The organism is Chelativorans salis, from assembly GCF_025336525.1.
Classification (GTDB): Bacteria; Pseudomonadota; Alphaproteobacteria; order Rhizobiales; family Rhizobiaceae; genus Chelativorans; species Chelativorans salis.
The window spans coordinates 199,905-222,847 of sequence record NZ_JAOCZP010000002.1; the positions used below are offsets into that span (position 1 = coordinate 199,905).

At 63.9% G+C, this 22,943-nt stretch carries 26 protein-coding genes; 10 read left to right on the plus strand and 16 right to left on the minus strand.

What is annotated here, in order from left to right:
• Positions 1-53 precede the first annotated feature (53 nt).
• Together N5A92_RS06810 and N5A92_RS06815 are read right to left on the minus strand one after the other, a co-directional pair.
• A complete protein-coding gene (locus tag N5A92_RS06810; RefSeq protein WP_260901243.1) occupies positions 54-1,175 on the minus strand; it encodes a DUF2333 family protein in 1,122 nt (373 codons plus the stop codon).
• A gap of 101 nt (positions 1,176-1,276) precedes the next feature.
• Entirely contained in the window at positions 1,277-1,891 is a 615-nt protein-coding gene (locus N5A92_RS06815) for a thymidine kinase (protein WP_260901244.1), read from the minus strand.
• A gap of 216 nt (positions 1,892-2,107) precedes the next feature.
• Here N5A92_RS06815 and N5A92_RS06820 point away from each other — a divergent pair, with 216 nt between their 5' ends.
• From N5A92_RS06820 to choV, 3 genes are all read left to right on the plus strand, one after another.
• Positions 2,108-3,055, plus strand: a complete 948-nt coding sequence (locus N5A92_RS06820; RefSeq protein WP_260901245.1) for a choline ABC transporter substrate-binding protein — start codon at positions 2,108-2,110, stop codon at positions 3,053-3,055.
• 75 nt (positions 3,056-3,130) lie between these two features.
• A complete protein-coding gene (choW, locus tag N5A92_RS06825; protein WP_260901246.1) occupies positions 3,131-3,985 on the plus strand; it encodes a choline ABC transporter permease subunit in 855 nt (284 codons plus the stop codon).
• Entirely contained in the window at positions 3,982-5,184 is a 1,203-nt protein-coding gene (choV, locus tag N5A92_RS06830) for a choline ABC transporter ATP-binding protein (protein WP_260901247.1), read from the plus strand. The genes choW and choV overlap by 4 nt, the downstream gene beginning before the upstream one ends.
• Before the next feature lie 89 nt (positions 5,185-5,273).
• Here choV and rnk read toward each other — a convergent pair whose 3' ends face one another.
• Together rnk and N5A92_RS06840 are read right to left on the minus strand one after the other, a co-directional pair.
• Positions 5,274-5,684, minus strand: a complete 411-nt coding sequence (gene rnk / locus N5A92_RS06835) for a nucleoside diphosphate kinase regulator (RefSeq protein WP_260901248.1) — start codon at positions 5,682-5,684, stop codon at positions 5,274-5,276.
• A 233-nt stretch (positions 5,685-5,917) separates the two neighbouring features.
• Positions 5,918-7,048, minus strand: coding sequence for a site-2 protease family protein (locus tag N5A92_RS06840; RefSeq protein ID WP_260901249.1), 1,131 nt, complete (start codon positions 7,046-7,048; stop codon positions 5,918-5,920).
• Between the two features lie 101 nt (positions 7,049-7,149).
• Here N5A92_RS06840 and N5A92_RS06845 point away from each other — a divergent pair, with 101 nt between their 5' ends.
• From N5A92_RS06845 to N5A92_RS06855, 3 genes are all read left to right on the plus strand, one after another.
• The gene (locus N5A92_RS06845; RefSeq protein WP_313958391.1) at positions 7,150-7,902 is read left to right on the plus strand and encodes a phosphatase PAP2 family protein; all 753 of its coding nucleotides are present in this window, start codon (positions 7,150-7,152) and stop codon (positions 7,900-7,902) included.
• A 200-nt stretch (positions 7,903-8,102) separates the two neighbouring features.
• The gene (locus N5A92_RS06850; protein WP_260901251.1) at positions 8,103-10,292 is read left to right on the plus strand and encodes an anthranilate synthase; all 2,190 of its coding nucleotides are present in this window, start codon (positions 8,103-8,105) and stop codon (positions 10,290-10,292) included.
• A gap of 48 nt (positions 10,293-10,340) precedes the next feature.
• Positions 10,341-11,234: a cation diffusion facilitator family transporter gene (locus tag N5A92_RS06855; protein WP_260901252.1), complete on the plus strand. Its 894-nt coding sequence runs from the start codon at positions 10,341-10,343 to the stop codon at positions 11,232-11,234.
• 9 nt (positions 11,235-11,243) lie between these two features.
• Here the strand turns inward: N5A92_RS06855 and N5A92_RS06860 are convergent, their stop codons facing one another.
• From N5A92_RS06860 to N5A92_RS06895, 8 genes are all read right to left on the minus strand, one after another.
• A complete protein-coding gene (locus N5A92_RS06860; RefSeq protein ID WP_260901253.1) occupies positions 11,244-11,660 on the minus strand; it encodes a YciI family protein in 417 nt (138 codons plus the stop codon).
• Between the two features lie 5 nt (positions 11,661-11,665).
• Positions 11,666-12,085, minus strand: a complete 420-nt coding sequence (locus N5A92_RS06865) for a hypothetical protein (protein ID WP_260901254.1) — start codon at positions 12,083-12,085, stop codon at positions 11,666-11,668.
• A 112-nt stretch (positions 12,086-12,197) separates the two neighbouring features.
• A complete protein-coding gene (locus N5A92_RS06870; protein ID WP_260901255.1) occupies positions 12,198-13,532 on the minus strand; it encodes a serine hydrolase domain-containing protein in 1,335 nt (444 codons plus the stop codon).
• Positions 13,533-13,549: 17 nt separating this feature from the next.
• Complete coding sequence (locus N5A92_RS06875; RefSeq protein ID WP_260901256.1) at positions 13,550-14,296, minus strand: DUF899 domain-containing protein; 747 nt, start codon at positions 14,294-14,296, stop codon at positions 13,550-13,552.
• Between the two features lie 40 nt (positions 14,297-14,336).
• Positions 14,337-14,699: a nuclear transport factor 2 family protein gene (locus N5A92_RS06880; RefSeq protein ID WP_260901258.1), complete on the minus strand. Its 363-nt coding sequence runs from the start codon at positions 14,697-14,699 to the stop codon at positions 14,337-14,339.
• Between the two features lie 89 nt (positions 14,700-14,788).
• On the minus strand, positions 14,789-15,340 hold the full coding sequence (locus N5A92_RS06885) for a dihydrofolate reductase family protein (RefSeq protein WP_260901260.1): 552 nt from the start codon (positions 15,338-15,340) through the stop codon (positions 14,789-14,791).
• A 49-nt stretch (positions 15,341-15,389) separates the two neighbouring features.
• Entirely contained in the window at positions 15,390-16,238 is an 849-nt protein-coding gene (locus tag N5A92_RS06890; protein WP_260901261.1) for an alpha/beta fold hydrolase, read from the minus strand.
• Position 16,239: 1 nt separating this feature from the next.
• On the minus strand, positions 16,240-16,791 hold the full coding sequence (locus N5A92_RS06895) for a dihydrofolate reductase family protein (protein ID WP_260901262.1): 552 nt from the start codon (positions 16,789-16,791) through the stop codon (positions 16,240-16,242).
• A 105-nt stretch (positions 16,792-16,896) separates the two neighbouring features.
• On the opposite strand from N5A92_RS06895, the gene N5A92_RS06900 reads away from it, so the two are divergent.
• Entirely contained in the window at positions 16,897-17,430 is a 534-nt protein-coding gene (locus N5A92_RS06900) for a winged helix-turn-helix transcriptional regulator (protein ID WP_260901263.1), read from the plus strand.
• A gap of 105 nt (positions 17,431-17,535) precedes the next feature.
• On the opposite strand, the gene N5A92_RS06905 is transcribed toward N5A92_RS06900, so the two are convergent.
• The 4 genes from N5A92_RS06905 to N5A92_RS06920 all read right to left on the minus strand — a co-directional run bounded on the left by N5A92_RS06905 (position 17,536) and on the right by N5A92_RS06920 (position 19,362).
• On the minus strand, positions 17,536-17,985 hold the full coding sequence (locus tag N5A92_RS06905; RefSeq protein WP_260901264.1) for a GFA family protein: 450 nt from the start codon (positions 17,983-17,985) through the stop codon (positions 17,536-17,538).
• The gene (locus N5A92_RS06910) at positions 17,982-18,449 is read right to left on the minus strand and encodes an SRPBCC family protein (protein ID WP_260901265.1); all 468 of its coding nucleotides are present in this window, start codon (positions 18,447-18,449) and stop codon (positions 17,982-17,984) included. Before N5A92_RS06910 ends, N5A92_RS06905 begins: the two co-directional genes overlap by 4 nt.
• A 105-nt stretch (positions 18,450-18,554) precedes the next feature.
• Entirely contained in the window at positions 18,555-19,028 is a 474-nt protein-coding gene (locus tag N5A92_RS06915) for an SRPBCC family protein (RefSeq protein WP_260901266.1), read from the minus strand.
• Positions 19,018-19,362 (minus strand): ArsR/SmtB family transcription factor, encoded by a 345-nt coding sequence (locus N5A92_RS06920; RefSeq protein WP_260901267.1) that lies wholly within the window; start codon positions 19,360-19,362, stop codon positions 19,018-19,020. The genes N5A92_RS06915 and N5A92_RS06920 overlap by 11 nt, the downstream gene beginning before the upstream one ends.
• A gap of 399 nt (positions 19,363-19,761) precedes the next feature.
• Between N5A92_RS06920 and leuA the strand changes: the two genes are divergently transcribed.
• The 3 genes from leuA to N5A92_RS06935 all read left to right on the plus strand — a co-directional run bounded on the left by leuA (position 19,762) and on the right by N5A92_RS06935 (position 22,902).
• Positions 19,762-21,426 (plus strand): 2-isopropylmalate synthase, encoded by a 1,665-nt coding sequence (gene leuA, locus N5A92_RS06925; RefSeq protein ID WP_425248558.1) that lies wholly within the window; start codon positions 19,762-19,764, stop codon positions 21,424-21,426.
• Positions 21,423-22,181: an alpha/beta fold hydrolase gene (locus tag N5A92_RS06930; RefSeq protein ID WP_260901271.1), complete on the plus strand. Its 759-nt coding sequence runs from the start codon at positions 21,423-21,425 to the stop codon at positions 22,179-22,181. Before leuA ends, N5A92_RS06930 begins: the two co-directional genes overlap by 4 nt.
• A gap of 103 nt (positions 22,182-22,284) precedes the next feature.
• Complete coding sequence (locus N5A92_RS06935; protein ID WP_260901272.1) at positions 22,285-22,902, plus strand: hypothetical protein; 618 nt, start codon at positions 22,285-22,287, stop codon at positions 22,900-22,902.
• Positions 22,903-22,943 lie beyond the last annotated feature (41 nt).

The following is a 22,943-nucleotide window of genomic DNA, read 5'->3' on the forward strand; positions in this document are numbered from 1 at the left end:
CTGCCCTGTCTTGCCGGACGCAGGCGCAGGACCACCAGTCACTATTCCCTCTTTCACCGATCCAACACCTGCCGCAACTCCACCAGGTTCGACCGCACCCGCAGGATATAGAAGCCCATGGTCGCCAGATGCGTTGGCATGATCCAGCCGGCCTCGCGGCCGTTGGAGATGATGAAAGGTGTGATGTTGAGGGCGGCGCGAAGTTGGTTCTCCGTTGTGTCCCATAGCGAGCCCAACGAGCGTTGCGCCACGACATCCTCGAAGTCCGCGCGTGCCGCGTGAAGGAGGCCGTAATAGCCGTAGAGCTGGCCGTAGGCGAACCAGAAGCGGTCGTCGGCGCGCGTGTCGAACCAGCCGCTGTTATAGTTCTCCGAGCGCTCGCGCAGGATCGCCGAGGTGGAGCCGATGTCGTTGGCGATGCGGTCGAGGAACTGGATAAGGTTGTCGGCGCGCGCGTCGAAGACGGCGTCGCAACTTTCCAGCCGATCATTGAAGGCGCGTAGCGATGCGGTCGCCGTGCGGTAGAAACTCGGCGTCGGCGTCTTGGGGCCGAACGGGGAAAGCCCGAAATACCACGCGTCCTCTGAGAATTGAATGCTCTCGCGCGCCTTCTGCAGGTCGCTGTCGATTTGCGAGGTGCCGCGCACGCGACCGAGCGCGTCGACCAGCTCCACCGAGGTGCGCCGCACCGCCTGGTTCACGCCGCGCTGGAAGGAGGCCTTGTTGTCAAAGAAGGGCGTATCGTCCCAGTCGAGCCCGAAGAAGCCGAGCTTGTAGAGAAGCATGGAGGAGATCCACGCGTTCTCGTTGACGTTAAAGTCAGTCAGGTCGGCGGCGACGTCGGCCACGGCCGAGCGGCCGCAGGTGCGCGGTCCCTCGTCGCCGGTCGCCGCCACCGGCTCTCCGGCCGACACGCTGCGGTTCGTCAGGTCGTAGGCCTGAACGTAATCCGGGTTAAAGCCGGTCCACACCTGGGTCTGCCAGAAGAAATAGGCGTAAAGCCCGACGAAGAGGAGAAGGACGGCGCCAACCACGGCACGCACGATCCACCCCCGGTGCTTGTACCAGCGACCGAGCGCCACGAACGGCCAGGCAAGCCACGCCAGGAGGCGGCCGATGCCGCGGCCCAGCGCAGCGAATATGCGGGTGAAGAAATCGACGATTGAACCGGACAACAAGCGCCTCCCTCAGGCGAAACCGTAGAGACGCCTCGCGAGCGCCGAGTGCGTTGAGATAAGCACTTTTCGGTACTTCCACAACCTGGGGCATTCCGCGGCTATTCAGCCCCGGCAAAGCCGATAAGGTCCTCCGCCCGCCAGCGGCCCATCTCCTCCTCCCAATGCCTGCGGCACAACGACACGTATACGTCCTTGCCGATGGCCACCTGCTCGCCCTCCTTGGCAACCTTGCCTTCGGGGCCCAGCCGCACGACCATGTTCGCCTTGCGGCCGCAGCGGCAGATGGTGCGCACCTCGCGCAGTTCGTCGGCGATCGACAGGAGTGCCTGCGAGCCGGTGAAGAGCTTGCCTTGGAAATCGGTGCGCAGGCCGTAGCACATGACCGGGATGTCGAGCCGGTCGGCGATGCGCGCAAGCTGCCAAACCTGTTCTTCGACTAGGAACTGCGCCTCGTCGACGAAGACACAGTGGGTGGTGGTGTGCCGGTGATGCTCGGCGACGCGCGCGAAGAGGTCGTCGCCATCGCGAAACATCTCGGCGTCGGCCTCGAGCCCGATGCGCGAGGCGATGTAGCCGGCCCCGTCCTTGCGATAGTGGCCGGCGACGAACAGCATGGTCGACATGCCGCGCTCGCGGTAGTTGTAGGAGGCCTGCAGGAGCATGGTACTCTTGCCGGCATTCATCGTCGCGTAGTGGAAGTAGAGCTTGGCCATCGTCTTCGCCGTTCCCGTCCATTGCCTGATAGCAGCATCAGGGGCGCATGAAACGCCGCGGCGGCGGTCTTCCACCGGAATGGCGCAACCCGGAGGCTATCCTTTCCGCTTGCCGCCGGCCTCAAATGGTGCTTGCGTTTGAACAAAATGCCGAAGCCGGTTAAACGGCGCTGGCGCAAAAATTATGTTGAACAACTTCCCAGGGGAGAACACGACATGTCCTACCTTAGATGCACCGCAGCCGGCCTAGCGGTAGCGGTCGGCCTCTTCGCCGGTGCCGCCCTTGCCGCCGAGCCGGAGGAATGCCGCTCCGTCACCTTCTCCGACGTTGGCTGGACCGATATCACCGCCACCACGGCGACCGCTTCCGTGGTTCTGGAAGGGCTTGGCTACCAGCCGGAAACGCAAGTGCTCTCCGTGCCGGTAACCTACGCTTCGCTCAAGAACGGCGACGTCGACGTCTTCCTCGGCAACTGGATGCCCACCATGGAGGCCGACATTGCGCCCTATCGCACGGACGGCTCGGTGGAGACCGTCGTCACCAATCTGGAAGGTGCCAAATACACGCTCGCCGTGCCGCAATACACCTACGATGCGGGGCTCAAGAGCTTCGCCGATATCGCCGAATTCCGCGACGAACTGGACGGCAAGATCTACGGTATCGAGCCCGGCAACGACGGCAATCGGCTGATCCTCGACATGATCGAGAACGACACGTTCGGCCTGTCCGGTTTCGAACTCGTGGAAAGCTCGGAGGCCGGCATGCTCTCGCAGGTGCGCCGCGCCGTGCAGCGCGAGCAGCACGTGGTGTTCCTCGGCTGGGAGCCGCACCCGATGAACGCCAATATCGATATGGCCTATCTCGAAGGCGGCGATGAGGTGTTCGGCCCCAACTACGGCGGCGCCACGGTGCATACGAACACGCGCGCGGGGCTGACCGAGGAGTGCCCCAATCTCGGGCAGCTTTTGAAGAACATGGTCTTCTCTCTGCAGATGGAAAACGAGATCATGGGCGCCATCCTTGACGAGGGCGAGGCCCCGGAGGCCGCAGCCGCCGCGTGGCTGAAGGAGAACCCGGACGTGCTGGGCCCCTGGCTCGAAGGTGTGACCACCTTCGACGGCGGCGATGCGATGGAAGCCGTCAAGGCGCATCTGGGGATGTGAGTTGAGCGGCGGGCGCCTTCCGACGCCCGCCCCCCTACATTGATTCCTCCCCAATAACAGGAGAGCACCGACCCAATGGATCCCCTGACACAATGGATTGCGGCCTGGAAAATTCCCATCGGCAGATGGGGGCGTGAATTTTTCGACTTTCTGACAACCAATTTCGCCTGGCTTTTCGACAATCTAGCCAGCGGGCTCGCATCCGTCCTTGACGGCATGGCCGGCTTCCTTCTGTGGCTGCCGCCGAGCGTGGTCGTGGTGGGGGTCGCCATCATCGCCTTTCTGCTGCAGCGCTCGTGGAAGCTGGCGCTGGGCGTCGCCGTCGGGCTCTTCTTCATCATCAATCAGGGCTTGTGGAAGGAGACGGTAGAGACGCTGGTTCTCGTCGTCGCCGCGGCCGCCGCCTCCATGGCGATCGGCGTTCCCGTCGGCATCTGGGCAGCACATAACGAGCGGGTCTACCAGGTCCTGCGTCCCGTCCTGGACCTTATGCAGACCCTGCCGACCTTCGTCTATCTCATTCCGGTGCTTATCCTTTTCGGCCTTGGTGCCGCGCCAGGCCTCATCGTTACCGTCATCTTCGCCTCCCCGGCGCCCATCCGGCTCACCTATCTCGGCATCACATCGGTGCCCAAGCCGATGCTGGAAGCAGGCCACGCCTTCGGGGCGACGCGCAACCAGCTTCTGTGGAAGGTGGAGCTGCCGGCGGCACTTCCCTCCATCATGGCGGGGCTCACTCAGTGCATCATGCTGTCGTTGTCGATGGTGGTCATCGCCGCCCTCATCGGCGCCAACGGCCTCGGCAAGCCCGTGGTGCGGGCCTTGAACTCGGTCAATATCCCGCTGGGGCTTGAAGCGGGGCTGGCCATCGTCGTCCTGGCCATCATCCTCGACCGCATGGCCCGCATCGGCAGGGAGGGCGAGCGATGACGCGGGCTGTTGATTTCCGCGCCGTCGATATCATCTTCGGCACTGACAGGGAGCGCGCTGCGGCACTGCCCCTGGTGGACGCCGGCGCAAGCCGCGAAGATATTTTGGAGGAGACCGGTGCGGTGCTCGGCTGCGCCGGTTGCGACCTGACGGTCGAGCGTGGTGAGATATCCGTTCTGATGGGGCTTTCCGGGTCCGGCAAGTCGACCCTGCTGCGCGCCGTCAACCGGCTCAACAAGGTAGCGCGCGGTGAAGTGATCGTGCACGACGGCGACTGGTCGGCCAGCGTGGTCAACTGCTCTGAGAGCGAGTTGCGAAAGATCCGCCGCGAGTGCGTGGCCATGGTGTTCCAGCAGTTCGCGCTTCTGCCGTGGCGCACGGTGGCGGAGAATGTGGGCTTCGGACTGGAGCTTTCGGGCGTGCCTGCGAAGGTGCGCCAGGAGCGCGTGATGGCGCAGCTCGAGTTGGTGCACCTGGAGGACTGGGCGGGCAAATACGCGCATGAACTTTCCGGCGGCATGCAGCAGCGCGTGGGCCTCGCCCGCGCCTTCGCCACTGAGGCGCCCATCCTCCTGATGGATGAGCCTTTCTCGGCGCTCGACCCGCTGATACGCACCAAGCTGCAGGACGAGCTGATCGAACTCCAGGAGCGGCTGAAGAAGACCATCCTCTTCGTCAGCCACGATCTCGAAGAGGCGCTGAAGATCGGCAACCGCATCTCCATCATGGAGGGCGGACGCATCGTCCAGACCGGCGCTCCGGAGGACATCGTGCTCAGGCCCCAGAACGACTATGTGCGCGACTTCATCGCCAATGTGAACCCGCTCTCGGTCTTGACGGCATGGAACGTGATGCGGGACGCGCGCGATCTCGAAGGCGCCGGCGAGGGCTGGCTGTGGCTAGACCGCCGGCAGACAACGCGCTTCAGGTTCGACGAGAACATGCTGGTGGTGGATGCCGAGCGCGATGGCCAGCCGGCGATCTGGCTTTCCTGCGACAGCGTTGAAGAGTTGCCGGAAAACAAGCCGAAGGTCTACTGGGCACATGCCGGAACGCCACTGAAGACGGTGATGCGCGCCATGCATCAGTCAAACACGGCGCCCGTGGCCGTCTTCGACGAAGCCTCCCGCTTCCTCGGTTCCATTGGCGTGCGCGACGTTCTGAAGGCGATAGTCAGGGGCAGCCCGGGGGAGGACTGACGACCGCGAGGTGCGTCCACGGTAATGGAAACCGGACGGGCGACGCGGCTCCGCCTTTTCATCCGGCCGGACCCACTCCTACGGGTTTCCTAGCTCGCCTTCTTCACCGGCTGGCGAACGTCGGTGACCGTAAGCCGGTGGGTGCGTCCGTTGCGTGCGGTCCAGTCGATAGACTGGCCGGCCGATAGCCCGACGAGCACAGCGCCGACGGGCGTCGTCACGGAGATCTTGCCCTCGGTGATATCCGCCTCCACGGGGAAGACGAGTGTCACGGTGGTGGGCGGGGCTTCATCGGCAGTGTAGGTGAGGGTGGACCCCATGCGCACCACCGTTTCGGGAAGCGCCGAATCCTCGACCACCCGCGCGCGTTCCAGTTCGGCGATCATGGTTTCCGCAAACACGGGATCGTGCTCCTCCATCGCGGTAGCGAGACCGAGCAGGCGGTCGTGATCGGTTCTGGAAACGATGATCTTGGGCTTGCGTCCGACCTTTTTCTGCATAGTTCTGATCCAAGGGCTGCCGCCATTTGCGGCCTTTGTTCTATTGTGGTTGCGCCTGGGAGTGCTCTTGTCCGCCGCGCCCATTAGGGGCTGCGGCTTTGGCGCCCCGCGATCCGGAGGCGCATGGCACCGGATCCCGGGGTCAGCGTCCCGCGATGGGACACATCCGAAGGAGGTAGAGGGGAGAATAGTTCCGTGCCATAAAGAAAAAGTGGGTCAGGGCAGGGCCTGTGTCAAGGACGGCGGGGCATCGGCGGCGGTCTTCTCAAGCGGTTGAAGCGGAAACCTTCCGGCATCGCAGCCCGCACCATCATCATCTCGCCGATGGTCTCGTGGGTGAGCAGCCCGACCAGACGGCCGTCGCTGTCGACCACGGCGACGGCAGGCTTGTTCTTCTCCTGCATCAGGCGAAACCCCTCGGTCAGGTTCTGGCGCCGGTGGACGGAGGGAAGGTCGGTGCGCATTGCCCCGACCACTGGCGCCTCGGGCCCCGTCTCTTTCAATGCAGCGATCATGTCGTTGCGCGTCAGAAGCCCTTCCATGCGGCCGTGTGCGTCGAGGATCGGAAACTCGTTCTGCGTGGTGGCGAGCAGCCGCTCGATGGCCTCGCCGATATTGGCGGAGCGGTCGAGGGCGGCGAACTCCGTCACCATCACGTCGCCCGTCAGGACGCTGTTGGCGATGTCGCGGATCTGTGCGTTCTGTGCCTCGGCCGCCGCTGCCAGATAGACGAAGATGGCGATGAAGATGAGCAGCGGATTGTAGAGCAATCCTAAAAAGCCGAACAGGAAAGCGAGCCCCTGGCCGATATTGGCGGCGATCTGCGTGGCCCGCGCCCAGGTCATCCTTGTCGCGAGAATGGCGCGCAGCACGCGCCCGCCGTCCATGGGGAAGGCGGGGATCATGTTGAACAGCACCAGGAAAATGTTGACGCCGGCGAGCCGCACCAGGAAGTTGGCGCGCGGGTCTTCCACCTGCAGCATCTGCTCGGTGCCGACCCAGCCGCCGAGCGCGATGAGGATGATCGCTGCTATGACGACATTCACCACCGGCCCGGCCACGGCGATGAAGAATTCCTGACCGGGCTCCTCGGGCATGCGCTCCAGCCGCGCCAGGCCGCCGATTGGCAGAAGCGTGATGTCTGGCGTCCTGATCCCGTAGCGGCGTGCGGCAAGGGCATGGCCGAATTCGTGCAGCAAGACGCAGGCGAAGATGGCGAGAATGAAGGCCACGCCCTCCCAGGCCGCCGCCGCCCCGCCGATCCGGTAGTGCATGAACCAGATCCAGACGAGCAGGAGCAGGAAGGTGACGTGGATGCGCACCGTCGTGCCGAGGACCTTGCCGATGTTGAAAGACCATACCATCGTGCGCCATGCTCCCACGGGACCGATATTCTTAACATAAGTGACATTTGTAGCCGCGACACCATTTTCAAGCGCGGCGTTCTTGATGGAGGTTCAGGCGTTTGGCGCAGAACGGGATTGTCACATCACTGGCCGGCCTCGTGCGCGGCATGAAGCGGCGGCGGGAGGCTATGGGACCGGTGGTCGTGCTGGCGGTGCTCGCCTTCGGCGCATACGCCTTCCTCGCGATCGCCGACGAGGTGGCCGAGGGCGAGATCCGCGCCCTTGACCGGCAGCTTTTCGTTGCCCTGCGTGACCCCGCCAACCCCTCCGAACCGTTAGGGCCGCCCTGGCTGGAGGAAGTGGCGCTGGAGATCACCGCCCTCGGCGGCTACACGCTCATCGTCCTCGCGCTCGCTGTTATCGTTGGCCTGCTGGTCGTCACGCGGCGCTACGGCCCGGCGCTCTATGCAGTTCTTTCAGTCGGCTCGGGCGCTCTCATAAGTCATTTTCTGAAGCAGTATTACGAGCGCCCGCGGCCCGATCTGGCCGACCATCTCGACGTCGTCCACACGCTCAGCTTTCCAAGTGGGCACGCGTTGGTGGCCACCGTCGCCTACCTCACGATGGCGGCGCTGGTCGTGCGCTTTTTCGACGACCTGCGGGTGAGGCTCTATGTGCTCTTCGTGGCGGTTGCCGTGTCGGTCGCCGTCGGCATCACCCGTGTCTATCTCGGTGTCCATTGGCCGAGCGACGTGGCGGCCGGCTGGGCGCTCGGGGCGGCTTGGGCAAGTCTCACTTGGCTCGTCGTCTCGTTGCTCCAGTACCGCCGCCGCGGCAATTCGGCGAAAAGGGGCGGGGACCACGGCGCGTGACCAAAGCGGTTGCGCGCGCGCCCTTTCACGGCTATGGAGAGCGCATGAAAACGGTTGCGAACGTAAAGCTTTGGTGGCGGGCCCGCTGATTGCGGCCGGCGCAAGTGATTGCGTGCAACTTCGACGATTGGCCGCAGGTGAAAACCGGGCGGCCATTTTCATTATGAGGCTTCCCGGCGGCGCTTGAAAGGGAGCGGAGAATGAGCGTGGAAGTCTTGGAGAATGGCGGCGAGCGGTTCGTTACGGCCGGCGATATAAGCGTCGTCCGCACGCGCAGCGAGACGCCTTATAGCGGCGCCATCGACACCTATATCGATGCGCTGGACGCGCGTCGCGGCGCCGTCTTCTCCTCCAACTATGAATATCCGGGCCGCTATACACGCTGGGATACCGCCATCATCGACCCGCCGCTCGTGATCTCGGCGCACGGACGGGCCATGAAGATCGAGGCGCTGAACGGGCGCGGCGAGGTCATGCTGCCGGCGCTCCGGGCGGCGGTCGAGGGCCTGCCGGACGTTGCCGTGACGGAGCGAAGCCCGCGTCTGCTTGATGTTACCGTTGCCGAGCCGGGAGAAATCGTATCGGAGGAGGAGCGCTCGCGTGTCCCTTCGGTCTTCACCGTGCTCAGGGCCGTCACGAGCCTCTTTCACACGGATAACGACGACAATCTCGGGCTTTACGGCGCCTTCGGCTACGATCTCGCCTTCCAGTTCGATCCCGTGGAGCTGAAGCTAGATCGGCCGCAAAGTCAGCGCGATCTCGTCCTCTACCTGCCGGATGAAATCCTCGTCGTTGACCACCACGCAGCCAAGGCCTGGCACGACCGCTACGACTATTCGGGCGACGGCTTTTCCACTGCGGGCTTGCCGCGCGAGGGCCGCAAAGAGCCGTTCCAGCCGGGAACCCGCGTGCCGCCGCGCGCCGATCACGAGCCCGGCGAATACGCGCAGCTGGTGGAAAAGGCCAAGCAAAGCTTCCGCCGCGGCGATCTCTTCGAGGTTGTCCCGGGGCAGATGTTCCTTGAGCGCTGCGAAAACCGTCCCTCGCAAATCTCCCGCCGTCTGAAACAGATCAACCCCTCGCCCTATTCCTTCTTCATCAATCTGGGCGAGCGCGAGTATCTCATCGGCGCTTCTCCGGAGATGTTCGTGCGCGTGTCGGGCCGGCGCGTGGAGACCTGCCCCATCTCCGGCACCATCAAGCGCGGCGACGATGCCATCTCCGATTCCGAACAGATCCTGAAGCTGCTGAATTCCAAGAAGGACGAGTCGGAGCTGACCATGTGCTCCGACGTCGACCGCAACGACAAGTCCCGTGTTTGCGAGCCGGGCTCGGTGCGCGTCATCGGACGTCGGCAGATCGAGATGTATTCGCGCCTCATCCACACGGTCGACCACATCGAGGGTCGCCTGCGCGAGGGCATGGACGCTTTCGACGCCTTCCTCTCCCACGCCTGGGCGGTCACCGTCACCGGCGCGCCGAAGCTGTGGGCCATGCGCTTCATCGAAGACAATGAGAAGAGCCCGCGCGCCTGGTATGGTGGCGCCGTCGGCATGGTCCATTTCAACGGCGACATGAACACGGGGCTGACGCTCAGAACCATCCGCATCAAGGACGGCATCGCCGAGGTGCGGGCGGGGGCAACGCTCCTTTTCGATTCCGACGGAGCGGAGGAAGAGGCGGAGACGGAACTGAAGGCCTCCGCCATGCTTTCGGCCATCTGCGAAGCAGGGAAAACCAACATGGCAAACGAGGCGAGAGAGGCGGCGAAGGTCGGCGAGGGCGTAAAAATCCTGCTTGTCGACCACGAGGATTCCTTCGTCCACACCCTGGCCAACTATTTCCGCCAGACGGGAGCGGCCGTCACCACCGTGCGCACGCCGGTGGCCGAGGCCGTCTTCGACCGCGTCGACCCAGACATCGTGGTGCTTTCGCCAGGGCCGGGTACACCGCAGGATTTCGACTGCGCGGCGACGATCGCCAAGGCGCGGACGCGCAACCTGCCGATCTTCGGCGTGTGCCTGGGGCTGCAGGCGCTGGTGGAGGCCTATGGCGGCCAATTGCGCCACCTACGCGAGCCCATGCACGGCAAGCCCTCGCGTATCCGCGCCGGCGGCAACAGCCTCGTCTTTTCCGGCCTGCCGCACGAGGTGACGGTGGGACGCTATCACTCCATCTTCGCCGATCCTTCGCGTATGCCCGAAGCATTCATCGTCACGGCGGAGACCGAGGATGGCGTGGTGATGGCCATCGAGCACGAGAGCGAGCCGGTGGCGGCCGTGCAGTTCCACCCCGAATCCATTATGACGCTGGGCCAAAACGCCGGCATGCGCATGATCGAGAACGTCGTCGCCCATCTGCCGGGCAAGGCGAAGGTGAAGGCGGCGTGAGCGATGTAGGCCGCGCGTGACGGCGAGCTTGCGAGGGTGCGGCAAACCATGACCCCCATGAAGACAGTCAGGCGCCTGTCCTTCTGGTCCATCGTCGTCGGCATGGTGATTTTTGCCCTGAAGCTCTGCGCCTGGTGGCTGACGGGTTCCGTCGCGCTGTTCTCCGACGCAATGGAATCCATCGTCAATGTCGTGGCGTCGGGCGCGGCCTGGTTCGCCATTCGCGTGGCTTACACCCCGGCCGATGAAAACCATCCCTTCGGGCACCACAAGGCGGAGTACCTATCCGCGGTGCTGGAAGGCGTCCTGATCGTCGTCGCCGCACTCCTCATCTTGCGCGAGGCCGCGCTCGCCTTCTACCTGCCGCACGCGTTGGAGGCGCCGGGGATCGGCCTCTCGATCACCGCTGTTGCAGCAGTCGGCAACGGCATCTGGGCCATCGTCCTCATGCGCACTGGCCGCTCAGCCCGCTCGCCGGCGCTGGTGGCCGACGGCCGCCATCTATGGACTGACGTCATCACGTCGGCCGGCGTCATCGCCGGCCTTCTCCTGGCGCTCGCCACTGGCTGGCTGTGGCTCGACCCGCTGATGGCCATCATCGTCGCGGCCAATATTCTGTGGCACGGCTGGCACATGGTCAGCGCCTCCGTCCAGGGGTTGATGGACGTTGCGGTTGACCCGGCGGAAGTGGCCGAGATCGAGCGCATCGTGCGGGCCAACAGTGATGAGGCGCTGGAATTTCATGACCTGAAGACGCGCGAAGCGGGCCGCGCCCGCTTCATCGAGTTCCACCTCGTGGTGCCGTCCGACATGACGGTCGAGCGCTCCCACGCCATCTGCGACCGCATCGAGGATGCGCTGGAAGACGAGATCCCCGGTGCCCGCGTGGTCATCCACGTCGAGCCAGCGCACAAGGCCAAGAACGGCGATAACAGGGGCTGAGGCAATGCCTCAGCCCTTCTCTCCCAACGGCACGTCCGGATATTTGTTGACGACCGCTTTCACCTCTTCCGTGTAATCCTCCATCTCCTGGATCCGGCGGATCTCGATTGTCTCGTTGGGCTGGCCCGGGCAGCGCTTGGCCCATTCGATCGCGTCCTGCAGCGTCGGCACGTCGATGATCCAGTAGCCGCCGACCACCTCCTTTGCCTCCGCGTACGGCCCGTCGGTAACAACCGGCTCGCCGGTGGCGAAGGAGACGCGGGCGCCGGCGGACGGCGGATGCAGGCCATTGAGTTCGCGCAGGATGCCGGCTGCACGCAAATCCTCGTTGTATTTCATCATCTTGTCGACGGCATCGGGCGGCAGGTCCAGTTCAGGTCCGGCGCTTTCGTAACCCTTGGGGATCATCAGCATCATGTAGCGCATGGTCGTCATCCTCCAGTTTCGGTCTTCAGATACAGCGCTCCGCCCGCCCAAGCGCAGGGCAGCGAAATCAGCACCAGCGCGATCGGATACCAATGGTCGCCCAGGTGCCACATGGCAACGGCTCCGGCGGTGCTCAGCACCACGCCGATGATACCGAGGATCAGTGCATGCAGCATGGGGCGGCTGGGCGCGAAACGTGCAGTGACGTAGGAGCCCAGCACGGCGTAGACGATACGGTAGATGAGCGCCAGGATGTATTGCCCCGTGCTCATGGGCTCACCCCAGGGTGGGTAGACGCCGAGCGCGTGAAAGAGCTGGTCTGTGCCGAGCGACAGTACGAAGATCACCACCAGGCCCAGAAGCACCGCACCCACACTGCGCAACGGGCGCCGCTGAGCTCGTGTGTTCGCCGCTTCAACGTTCATCGTTCCCTCCTCCTTTTCAGGCACTTCGGCAGCCTCATCGTATCAAGGACGAAGAAAAAGGGCGCTGTCCGACAGCGCCCTTAAACTTTGCTTCTTTGATGACAGCACTTTTCTATCGGATGGCCTCATAGGCATGATTCCAGAAATCGACGTAAGTCTTTGGCGGCTCTGGAGAATCCATCATCCTCTGGCTGAAGAAGATGCCGATCAGCCCTGTTTCCGGGTCCGCATAGGCCGAGGTGCCCGACCCACCGTCCCAGCCGAAGCGGCCGGGCGTCAGCCACGGCATGGTCTTCTCAATCGCCACCGACATGCCGAGGCCCCAGCCGGCGCCGCCTTCCATCATGAAGATTTCGGCGTCGGAATGGCGCCGCTGCTCTTCAGTGAGCTGGTTCCTCGTCATCTCCGCCACTGTGTCCGCCTGCAGGACACGGGTGCCGTCAAGCTCGCCGCCGTTCAGCATCATGCGGGCGAAGGCGAGATAATCGTCGACGGTGTAGACCAGACCTCCGGAGCCGGCCTGGAGCGGCGGCTGCTCGGTGAAATCGATGCCATCCTCAGGACCGTATTCCTTGAGCGTGCCGTCGCCGGCGGCGAAGTCCGGGCCGTATTGCGGCGGCATGCGGTCCTGCTTTTCCGGAGGCACGAAGAAGCCGGTGTCCTTCATCCCGAGCGGCTCGAAAATCCACTCTGCCATGACCTCGCCAAGCCGCTTGCCCGTCGCCCGCTCGACCAGTATTCCGGCGACATCGAGCCCGTTGTTGTAGAGGAAGCGCTCGCCTGGCTGATAAGCGAGCGGTAGGGCGCCGAGCCGTTCCATATACTCGTTGGGCGTCAGCTTGGGCAGCACCCAGCTCGGCGCGATGCCGGCCTCGCGCATGGTCATCTGGATCGGGTATTTCTCGGGAAAGACCGTAATGGCGCCGAGGCCGAAGGTTTGGGTGAGAAGGTGGCGAAGCGTCACCGGCCGCTCGGCCGGCACAGTATCGTCGATGTCGGCGTCGACGCTTTTCAGCACGCGGGGCTCGGCAAGCTCCGGCAGGAAGCGGCCCACTGGATCGTCGAGCCCGATCACGCCATCCTCCACCAGCTTCATGCAAGCGACCGCCGTTACCGGCTTGCCGATGGAGTAGCCGCGGAAGATCGTGTCGCGGGCCATAGGCCGGCCTCCACCGCCGAGCTCGAAAGTGCCGGCCGTCCCGACATGGGTCTCGCCGTGGCGGTGAAGCAGCCAGACGGCGCCGGGGATGTAGCCGTCGGCCACATGACCTTCCATCGCCGCCTGCAGTCTTTGGAGAGCTTCTGCCGAAAATGCTGTGCCGGCCATTTCCGATCTTTTCTGCGTCCCGTCGCCGGCGGCGCGGGCGAGGCCCGCGACGCCGAGTGCCAGGCAAGCCGTGGCGCCCATCAGCAGCGAACGCCGGTGAATGCTACGGTGCATGTCCATAGGTGCATGATCCTTTGTCAGTCGTCGAAGAAAGGCACGTTTTCGCGGGCGCTTTCCACCCGCCCTTTCGGCTCTTCCCACTCCTCCTGACGGCCGAGCGCGGTCAGGTCGAGCCAGTAGTAGGAACCGCCGACCATCTCCGCGCCCCTGCCGAATATCGAATAGGTGTGGAAGATGCTGTCGCCGACACGCAGGAAAAAGCTGCTACCCGGCGCCTCGGCCGGTGGCTCGCCGTCGAAATAATATCCGGTGCCGGCTTTCTCATGCTCATCCTTGGTGCGGTAGTTGTAGATGGCATACCCGCGGCTTTCGTCCAGCGTCACGCCGAAATCGTAGTTGAAGTCGCTGCCGTAAGAGGAATACCAGGGGAAGCGCCAGCCTTTCTCCGCCTTGTAGCGCTCGATCTTGTCGATCGGCGCCCGCGAGACACAGGCATAGGAGGTGTCACGGTGGGCAAGGTGACGTAAAAGCCCGTCCGAGATCTCATCGGCCCCAGCCGTGCAGCCCGGGCAGCCCTTCTCCCAGCGCGGATCGAACATGAAATGGCCGATGATGAGCTGGCGCCGGCCCTCGAAAAGGTCGATCAGCCGCTTCTTGCCCTCCGGCCCATCAAAGACGTAGTCCTTCTCGATCTTCACCATCGGCAGGTGGCGGCGCTCTGCGCTCAATGCGTCGCGCGCCCGCGTCATTTCCTTTTCTTTCGCCAGCAGCGTCTTGCGGGCTTCCAGCCATTCCTCTCGCGAAACAACTTTTGGCAAGCTCATCTTCGGTTCCTCCGTGGTTCCAGGTTACGCGCCGGCTCCCTCACGAGGGCTGAAAAACCCCGTCGACATAGGCCGCGCCGAAATAGACATTGACGGCGCGGATGCGGTCGCCAGTGAAATCAAGCGTCTCGACGTTGCGGAATTCCTTCCCTTCCCGAGTGCGGCACTTGTACAAGACGAATACACGGTCGCCGTTCTCGACAATTTGCTCTGGAGAAATTTCCGCCATGCGCTGGCCAGCCGGCCAGCAGCGCTCGAAGAAGGCCTCCTGGTCGATAGCGTCGTCATAAGGGCTGGTGAAGGTGAAATCCTCCGTCAGCATATCCTCGACAAACTTGCGGTCCTTCGTCCTGTGGGCGCCGAAATAGGCGCGGGCGATCTCAGGTCTGCTTTGTGTGGGCATGTTGAAATCTCCACTTCGTTTCTCATGCGAAGGTTAGGCCCGCCTCGACAGGACGACGTGGGTCGCCTTTTCGGACGAAACACATAGGGCTATCCGCCCACCGCATAGGTCAGCACCACGCCGCTCGTCTTGAGCTGGCGCGTGCTTTCAAGACGCATCTTGACCTGCTGATCCTGCGGCTTGAACAGCGGGTTTCCCCCGCCCAGCACCACCGGCGCTATACAGATCCGGTATTCGTCGACGAGCCCGGCCTTGAAGAGGGAGCCGAGCAGGTCGGCACTGCCGAACACAAAGATGTCCTTGCCTTCCTCCGCCTTCAGCGCTCTGATCGCCTCCGCGGCCTCGCCCTTCAGGAGCCGGGTATTGTTCCACGTCGCTTCGTCGAGCGTGCGGCTCGCCACCGCCTTCTCGATCGAATTCATCATGTCGGCAGTCGCCCCGGTTTCCTTGCTCCAGTGGCTGGCCATGCCTTCATAGGTGCGCCGCCCGAAAAGCAGCGTGCCGATCTCCTCCCCCTGCTCGAGCGAGAACGCCTCCAGCTCGTCCCCCCAGACGGTCTCGTGGAAGCCGAGGTCCCAAGGGCTCCTGCCTTCGAAATAGCCGTCGAGCGTCATCACGTTCCAAACCGCCAACCGTCTCATCGTTTTTCTCCTTTGTCGGATATGACTTACTCTCTTTCTTTCTTTCTGGTCAGGCGGGATCGCCCGTATGTTCGACGATCGCGGCGACGATCCGATCCCAATGGCCCGGGTGCAGCTCGTGGCCACCGCTTTCGATCTGGACCAGCTTGGCGCCGTTGACCTCGGCGGCCAGCGTCGCGCCATGCTCGAACGGGAAAACCGGATCGGCCGTGCCGTGAATGACGAGAAGGGGCGGCTTCATCTCGCGCAGGCGGCCCTTCCATGTCTCGCCGACGTTGAAGAGGACGCTGTGATTGGTGGCGCTGAGATAGCCTCCGGCGCGGTCGAAATCCCGTTCGATGAAGGCTCTGGTCCCGGCTTCGTTGAACGGATGTGCCGTGCCTGCAGTCAGGCGCGCATCCTCGACCAGGTATGAGACCGCGTCTGCCCGGTCCGACCAGTCCGCCTCCACGCTCATATGTTCCATCCAGGCCTCGCCGCTCGGAGGGAGGTGAGATGTGTCTACCCCGACCGGCGTGCTGCTCATCGTCGTCAGCGAAAGCACGCGCTCCGGGCGCTTCAGCGCGGCGGCCTGGCCGACCATGCCGCCGAGAGAGAAGCCGACAATATGGGCGGCGGAAATTCCGTAACCGTCGAGCACGCGGAAGACGTCGTTGACCGCATCGTCGAAAGCGTATCCCGGCTGACCGGGCGGATATTTCGTCGAGAGACCGGTATCGCGCTGATCGTAGCGGATGACGAAGCGGCCGTGCGCGGCAAGGTGCTGGCAGAACGCCTCGGGCCACCATAGCATGGAGGCCATTCCGCCCATGATCAGAAGCACCGGTGGGTGCCCAGGATCGCCGAAAGCCTGGGTGGCGATCTCGACATCGTCGGATCTGACAACGCGCATGCTCATTTCAGGCACTCCCTTTTGCGAGGCGAAAACGCATGTTGGTGATCTGTCCCGCCTCCGAAACCTCGGTCCTCTCCAGCCTGACCGGCTCCAGGCCCGTCCGGCTGAACAGGCGCACACCGTCGCCAAGCAGGATGGGCGCGACGTGGATAAGCACTTCGTCCACGAGCCCGGCCTCGACACATTGGCGCACCACCGACGCGCCGATGAGGAGCAGGTTCTTGCCTTCGGTCGCCGCCAGCCCGCGCGACACCGCCGCGCCGATGTCTTCCGAGACAAAGGTGAACTCCGGATCGTGCGATGGGTCCGGCGGATTGTGCGTGATGATGAATTGCGGACCGCTCCAGCGGCCGCCATAGACCTTGCCGCCCTTGCTGATGCCCACGTCGTAAGTGCGTCGGCCGGCGAGCACGGCACCGGTGGTGCGGATCGCCTCGTCGGCCGCCGGGTTCGGCGCCTTGTACTCGAACACCCAGTCCACACGATCCTCCGGGTCGGCGATGAAGCCGTCCAGCGACATTGTCGCGTGCCAGAAAACCTTTCCTCGCGCTCCCACGGCAGTCTCTCCTTGACTTCATCTAATTCCAATTGCATTTTGCAACTGGTTGCAGGTTATCAAACTGATCCTATATTGCAACCGGTTTTTTTGGAGACCGTGAAATTGGCCGCTGAGAAGGAAGAAACCGCCCACCGCTCGGGCTGTCCCATCAACCTCACGCTGGAGGTTCTGGGGGACAAATGGTCGTTGATCATCGTGCGCGACATGATGTTCGGGAACCGCCGCCATTTCCGTGAGCTATTGGCGCAGAACGAGGAGGGAATCGCCTCCAACATCCTGGCCGACCGGCTGCGGCGGCTCTTGGCCGAAGGCGTCATCTCCAAGGAGGATGATCCGAGCCATAAACAGAAGGCAATCTACAGCCTGACGGAGAAGGGCATCGAGCTTCTGCCGGTCTTTGCCATGATCGGCGCCTGGGGGCGCAAGTGGCTCCCCGTCACCGAGGAATTGTCGATCCGTGCGCAATTATTGGAAGAGGGCGGCCCGGCGCTCTGGGAAGGGTTCATGGAGGAACTGCGCGAGGAGCATCTGGGCACCCCGCCTGCACGGCCAAGAGTCGGCCCCAGTGTGCGCGAGAGGCTATATGCGGCTTATATGGAGGTCATGGCGCGAGGCGCACCTCTCCCTCCCCCTTGAGGGGAGGGTGGGCGGCCGCCGCAGACGACGGGACGGGTGGGGTCATCGCGTCCGTACTCAACGGCTCGTCTGCGCCTCGTCTCCCCTTCAAGGAGGCCGGCCTCTTCACAAGTACCCCGTGACCTCCGGCGCCCTGTCCCAGGCGTCATGCCGCCCGTCCTCGTAGATGATCGGCGCATTGGCCAGTTCCCCGGCGCTTGCGTCGTCGAGGCAGACGAGGTTGACGGCATAAAATGCCCCGCCCATCACATCGAAGTCGGCGCTGCCGAAAGGATGGACGCCGCAGTGCCTGCAGAAAACGTGCCTGATCATCCGCTCGCCGAAGCGGTATTCCATCAACGCGTCCTCGCCCTCGAGCAACTTGAAGTCCTCCGGCACGACGAACGCCTTCCAGAATCGCGTCTTAAAGCAAGACGAGCAGTTGCAGCGGAAGGTCGATGTCCACCAGACGCCCTCCCGCGCCGGCTCCGAGCGCTGGCCTTCCGGCGCCAGATCAAGCCGGCATTCGAAGCGCACGGCCCTGCAGTGGCAGCTTCCGTGATAGGTCTTCCTCATCCCATCTCCTCCTTTTGCGCAGTGACATAGGCGCCAAGCCGGTCCATGCATTCCTCCCAGCCCTCCATATGGCTGTCGCGGCTTTCGGGGGTGGGGAAGGGTGTCTGGTGGAAGGTGAGCCGTGTCTTCTCTCCCATCTCTTCCAGCGTCACGGTAACCACCGTTTCCATGGCGTTCTCCTCCTCCCAGGTGAAGGTGAAGACGATGCGGTGAGGTTCGCTGATCTCGCGGTAAACCCCGTTCGCCCAGTAATCCTGTCCCTCGGGCGAGCGGATGCAGGTGCGCCACGCGCCGCCCTCGCGGAAGTCGGTCTTGACCGACGGCACGGAAAAATCCTTCGGCCCCCACCAGCGGGCAAGATGCTCCGGCGTGCTCCACACCCTGAAGACGAGGCTACACGGCGCCTCGAAGACGCGGGTGATGGAAAGTGCGAGGTCTTGTGTGGCGGTGGTCGTCCGATTCATTGTCCTTCTCCCCGTCGGATGGAGCTGTGGGCGAAAGGTCGAGTCATTCCGCGCGGTTGGCCGCGCTGGCTGACAATCCGATTCAGCAAAGCCTCAAGTGCCGCTTTAACCGGCGGCCATGGTCGGCAGATACGCGGCCAGATTGTCGAGCGTTTCGTTCCAGCCGCCCTCGTGGCCGTCGCGCGAGGCCTTGGAGGCGAAGAAGGCCTGGTGCAGCGTCAGCCGCGTCTTGCCACCTTCCTCCTTGAGCGTCACCGTCACCACCGTTTCGTGGCCCGGCTGGCCGTTCTCGTCATGCCAGGCGTGGGTGAAGACGAGACGCTCAGGCGCTATCTCGCGATAGGTGCCGCTCAGCCAGTGATCCTCGCCTTGCGGTGAGCGCATGCAGGTCTTGAACCAGCCGCCCGTGCGGATATCACCTTCGGAGTGGGGGACGGTGAAGCCGGTGGGGCAGCTCCAGCGGTTGAGGTGCTCCGCCTTCGTCCATGCCTCGAACACGAGCGCTGGCGGAGCATCGAAGAGGCGCGAGATGTAAAGTTCCGCATCGGACTGCCGGGCGGCGGCGAGTTCAGGCGTCATCGGATTTCTCCTTGTGCTGGATTTCCTTCAGGTAGCTGTCCAGGCGGTCGAGGCTTTCGTCCCAGAAGCGGCGGTAGCGCTCCACCCAGTCCGCCACGTCCTTGAGCGGCCCCGGTTCGAGCCGGCAGGGGCGGAACTGCGCGGCGCGTCCGCGCGAGATCAACCCCGCACCTTCCAGAACCTTGAGATGCTTCGAGATGGCCGGAAGCGACAGGTCGAAGGGCGCTGCAATCTCGTTCACCGTCGCCTCGCCCTCGCACAGCCGGGTGAGCATGGCGCGCCGCGTCGGGTCGGCCAGGGCGGCGAAAGCGGCGCTGAGGGGATCTGACTTCATTTACTTTACCGTCAAGTTAATTAGCTTGTTGGTGAAATACAGAAAGGTACTCGCCCTGTCAAGCTGCCTCTTGCGTGGTTCCACCGCCTCGGCTATCAAAAACCCATGTTCAATATCGAGCGCACAAGCTATTTCTGCCGGTTCGCGTTCCGCGGCGCGGCCACGTATGCGCTCGTTTCCAGCCTGCTGCTTCTCGGCCTTATCGGCGATCGCCGGGTCCGCTGAAGGGGCGCCCGGCGATCGGTGTCGCCGGATGCGCTGGCCCGCTCCTTCCTGCTAAACCTTTTCAATGAAGCCTTGACAGGTGGCGCTTTGCATTGGAGCAAGCCTGCGGCCGCCGGAGTGAACGATATGGACGCGAAGAATGAAATCGCCAATCGGAACGTAGGGCACAAGGGCATGCCCGACGCTCCGCGAAAGTACCAGCCCTATCCGCAAGTCGGCCTTGCCGATCGCACTTGGCCCTCCAAACGCATCGACAAGGCGCCCATCTGGTGCTCGGTCGACCTGCGCGACGGCAACCAGGCGCTCATCGATCCTATGGGCCACGAGCGCAAGGCACGCATGTTCGCTCTCCTGCTCGACATGGGCTTCAAGGAAATCGAGGTGGGTTTTCCGTCCGCCTCGCAGACAGATTTCGACTTCGCGCGCTGGACGATCGAAGAGGGCAATGTGCCCGACGACGTCTCGCTTCAGGTGTTGGTGCAGTGCCGGCCGGAACTGATCGCGCGCACGTTCGAATCCCTCGAGGGTGCGAAGCACCCGATCGTCCATTTCTACAATTCGACCAGCGAGTTGCAGCGCCGCGTGGTCTTCGGCAAGGACGTGGCCGGCGTGAAACAGATCGCCACAGACGCCGCCAAGATGATTAGCGACATGGCGGCCAAGGCTGGCGGCGGTTACCGCTTCCAGTATTCGCCCGAGAGCTTCACCGGCACCGAGCTGGAGGTGGCGCTGGAGATCTGCAACGCCGTCACCGAGATCATTGATCCGACACCTGAAAACAAGCTCATCCTCAACCTGCCGGCGACGGTGGAGATGTCCACCCCGAATATCCACGCCGACCAGATCGAATGGATGAGCCGCAATCTCGACCGGCGCGATTCCATCATCCTGTCGCTCCACCCGCACAACGACCGCGGCACCGGCATTGCCGCCACCGAGCTCGGCCTGATGGCGGGCGCCGACCGGGTAGAAGGTACGCTCTTCGGCAATGGCGAGCGCACCGGCAACGTCGATATCGTGACCTTGGCGCTCAACATGTACACGCAGGGCGTCGACCCGATGCTCGACTGCTCGGACATCAACCGCATCAAGGACGTCTTCGAGCACTGTAACCAGCTGCGCATCCCGGAGCGACACCCTTACGTGGGCGAGCTCGTCTACACCGCGTTCTCCGGCTCCCACCAGGACGCCATCAACAAGGGTATGAAGGCGTTTCGGCAGGCCAACAAGGAGTTGTGGGAGGTCCCGTATCTCCCCATCGATCCGCAGGACGTCGGCCGCACCTACGAGGCGATCATCCGCATCAATTCGCAGTCCGGCAAGGGCGGCATCGCTTATATTCTGCAGGCCGACTACGGTCTCAACCTGCCGCGCAACCTGCAGGTCGAGTTCCGCGAGGATATCCAGGCGATCACCGACACCGAGGGCAAGGAGCTGCCGTCGAAGCGCATCCACGAGCGCTTCCTGGAGCGGTACGTGGAGCAGCCCGGCGGACGGCTCAAATTCCTCGATCACCAGACTTTCCCGCATCCGGAAGCTAAGGGCCGGCGCATCGTCGAGGCGACTATCCTCGATAACGGCCGTGAGACGGTTATCAAGGGTGCCGGCACCGGCCCCATCGATGGTTTCGTCGACGCGCTGTCGGCCCATGTGGGCGTGGAGATGACCGTGCTGGACTATTCCGAGCACTCGCTGCAGCGCGGGGCGGATGCCTCGGCCGTCAGCTATGTCGAGATGGAGCACCCCGGCGGCAAGCTCTTCGGCGTCGGTATCAACACCAACATCGTCACGGCGTCCCTGGAGGCGGTGACGTCAGCGGCAAACCGTATCGTCGGGTGAACGAGACGCTTTACGTCAGCCGGACGGGCGAGGGCGCGCCGCCCCTCGTCCTCCTGCACGGCTTCGCCGGTACGCACCGCGTGTGGGACGGCGTGCGCGCCGCACTCGGCGGCAGTCCGGGCGTGCTCGCCTACGACCTTCCGGGCCATGGCGGCTCGCTCGGCTTCCCCGAGGCCGGCCGGGCAGGCCCCGCCGCCAAGGCCATTCTTGCCGACCTGGAAGATCGTGGCATCGACCGCTTCCACCTCGCCGGCCACTCCTTCGGCGGCGCGATTGCCGCCCTCACGGCCATTGGCGAGCCGAAGCGCGTTCTTTCGCTCACACTTTTCGCCCCCGGCGGCTTCGGCCCCGAGATCAACACGCCGCTGCTCTGGCGCCTCGCGGAAGCCGGGAATGCCGCCGATATCCGCGACTGCCTCACCGCCATGTCCGGGCGCCGACCCCTGGTGGCGGAAGGTGTCGTACGCGAAGCCGAGGCCATGCGCACCGCGCCGGGTCAGCTCGCCATGCTCAGGAACGTCTGCGGCCTGATCGCCCGCGACGGCCGCCAGGGCGTCATCTCCCACGAAAAGCTGGCCGCGCTCACCATGCCCGTGCATGTTGTCTGGGGGGCGCTCGATACGGTTCTGCCCGCCCGGCAGGCGCATGATCTGCCGCCGCATTTCGTCCTCCACACCTTCCCGCATCTCGGCCACATGCTACCGGAGGAAGCGCCGCAAGAGATGGCGCATATCCTCGCCCGTGCCCTCGGCTGAAGCCGGTTTTCAACAGGCACGAAAGCAGAACGAATCAGGATGAATTTCCTTCCTGCCCGTGTTAACTGTGGATTAACTATAGTTTCTGGTCTGGAGGACCATCATGAGCGAGGCTACCCAGAACGTCGCTCCCATCGCCAATATGCGCAAGCTCTCCGATGCCGTCCGCGAGATGAAGAACGCCGCCGCCGACCGCGAGGACGTGGTCGTCGAGATGCGGGAGGCCAGCCGCACGCGGCTCGAACTCCTGGCGCAGGAGCTGGAGCCCGTCTTCGCCGAGGTGCCTGACGAGGATCCTGCCTTCGACTTCGTCATCTCGTCCGGCGAGCAGCCACGCTTGTGGATCGACGCCGTCGCGCACGTCACCATGGGCCGCGACCGGCGCACCTACCGCTTCCTGCGCGACACGCGGCTGGGCCGGGTAGTACTGGCGGAATCGACGGACATGACGTCGGTGACCGACCAGGTCACCCGTTATATCGCCGAGCGCATGGTGGAGCGCCAGCGGTTCGTCGAGGGCGAGGTGGAGGCGCTGCCGCGTGCCGGCAATGAAACGCCGACGGCGCCAGGCGCCCTATCGCGCAACCCTTGGAAGGCCTTCTTCGGCGGGTTGCTCCTGGTGCTTGCGGGCGGCGTGGTGGGTGTCGCCAGCGTGCTCTCCCTCCTGTCCGACCGCTTCCCGGAGTTGCAGCAATTCCTGCAGCAGCTTCTATCGCGGTAGTGGGTTGCTCCGCGGCATGCGGACCCGACGTGAAGCCCAGC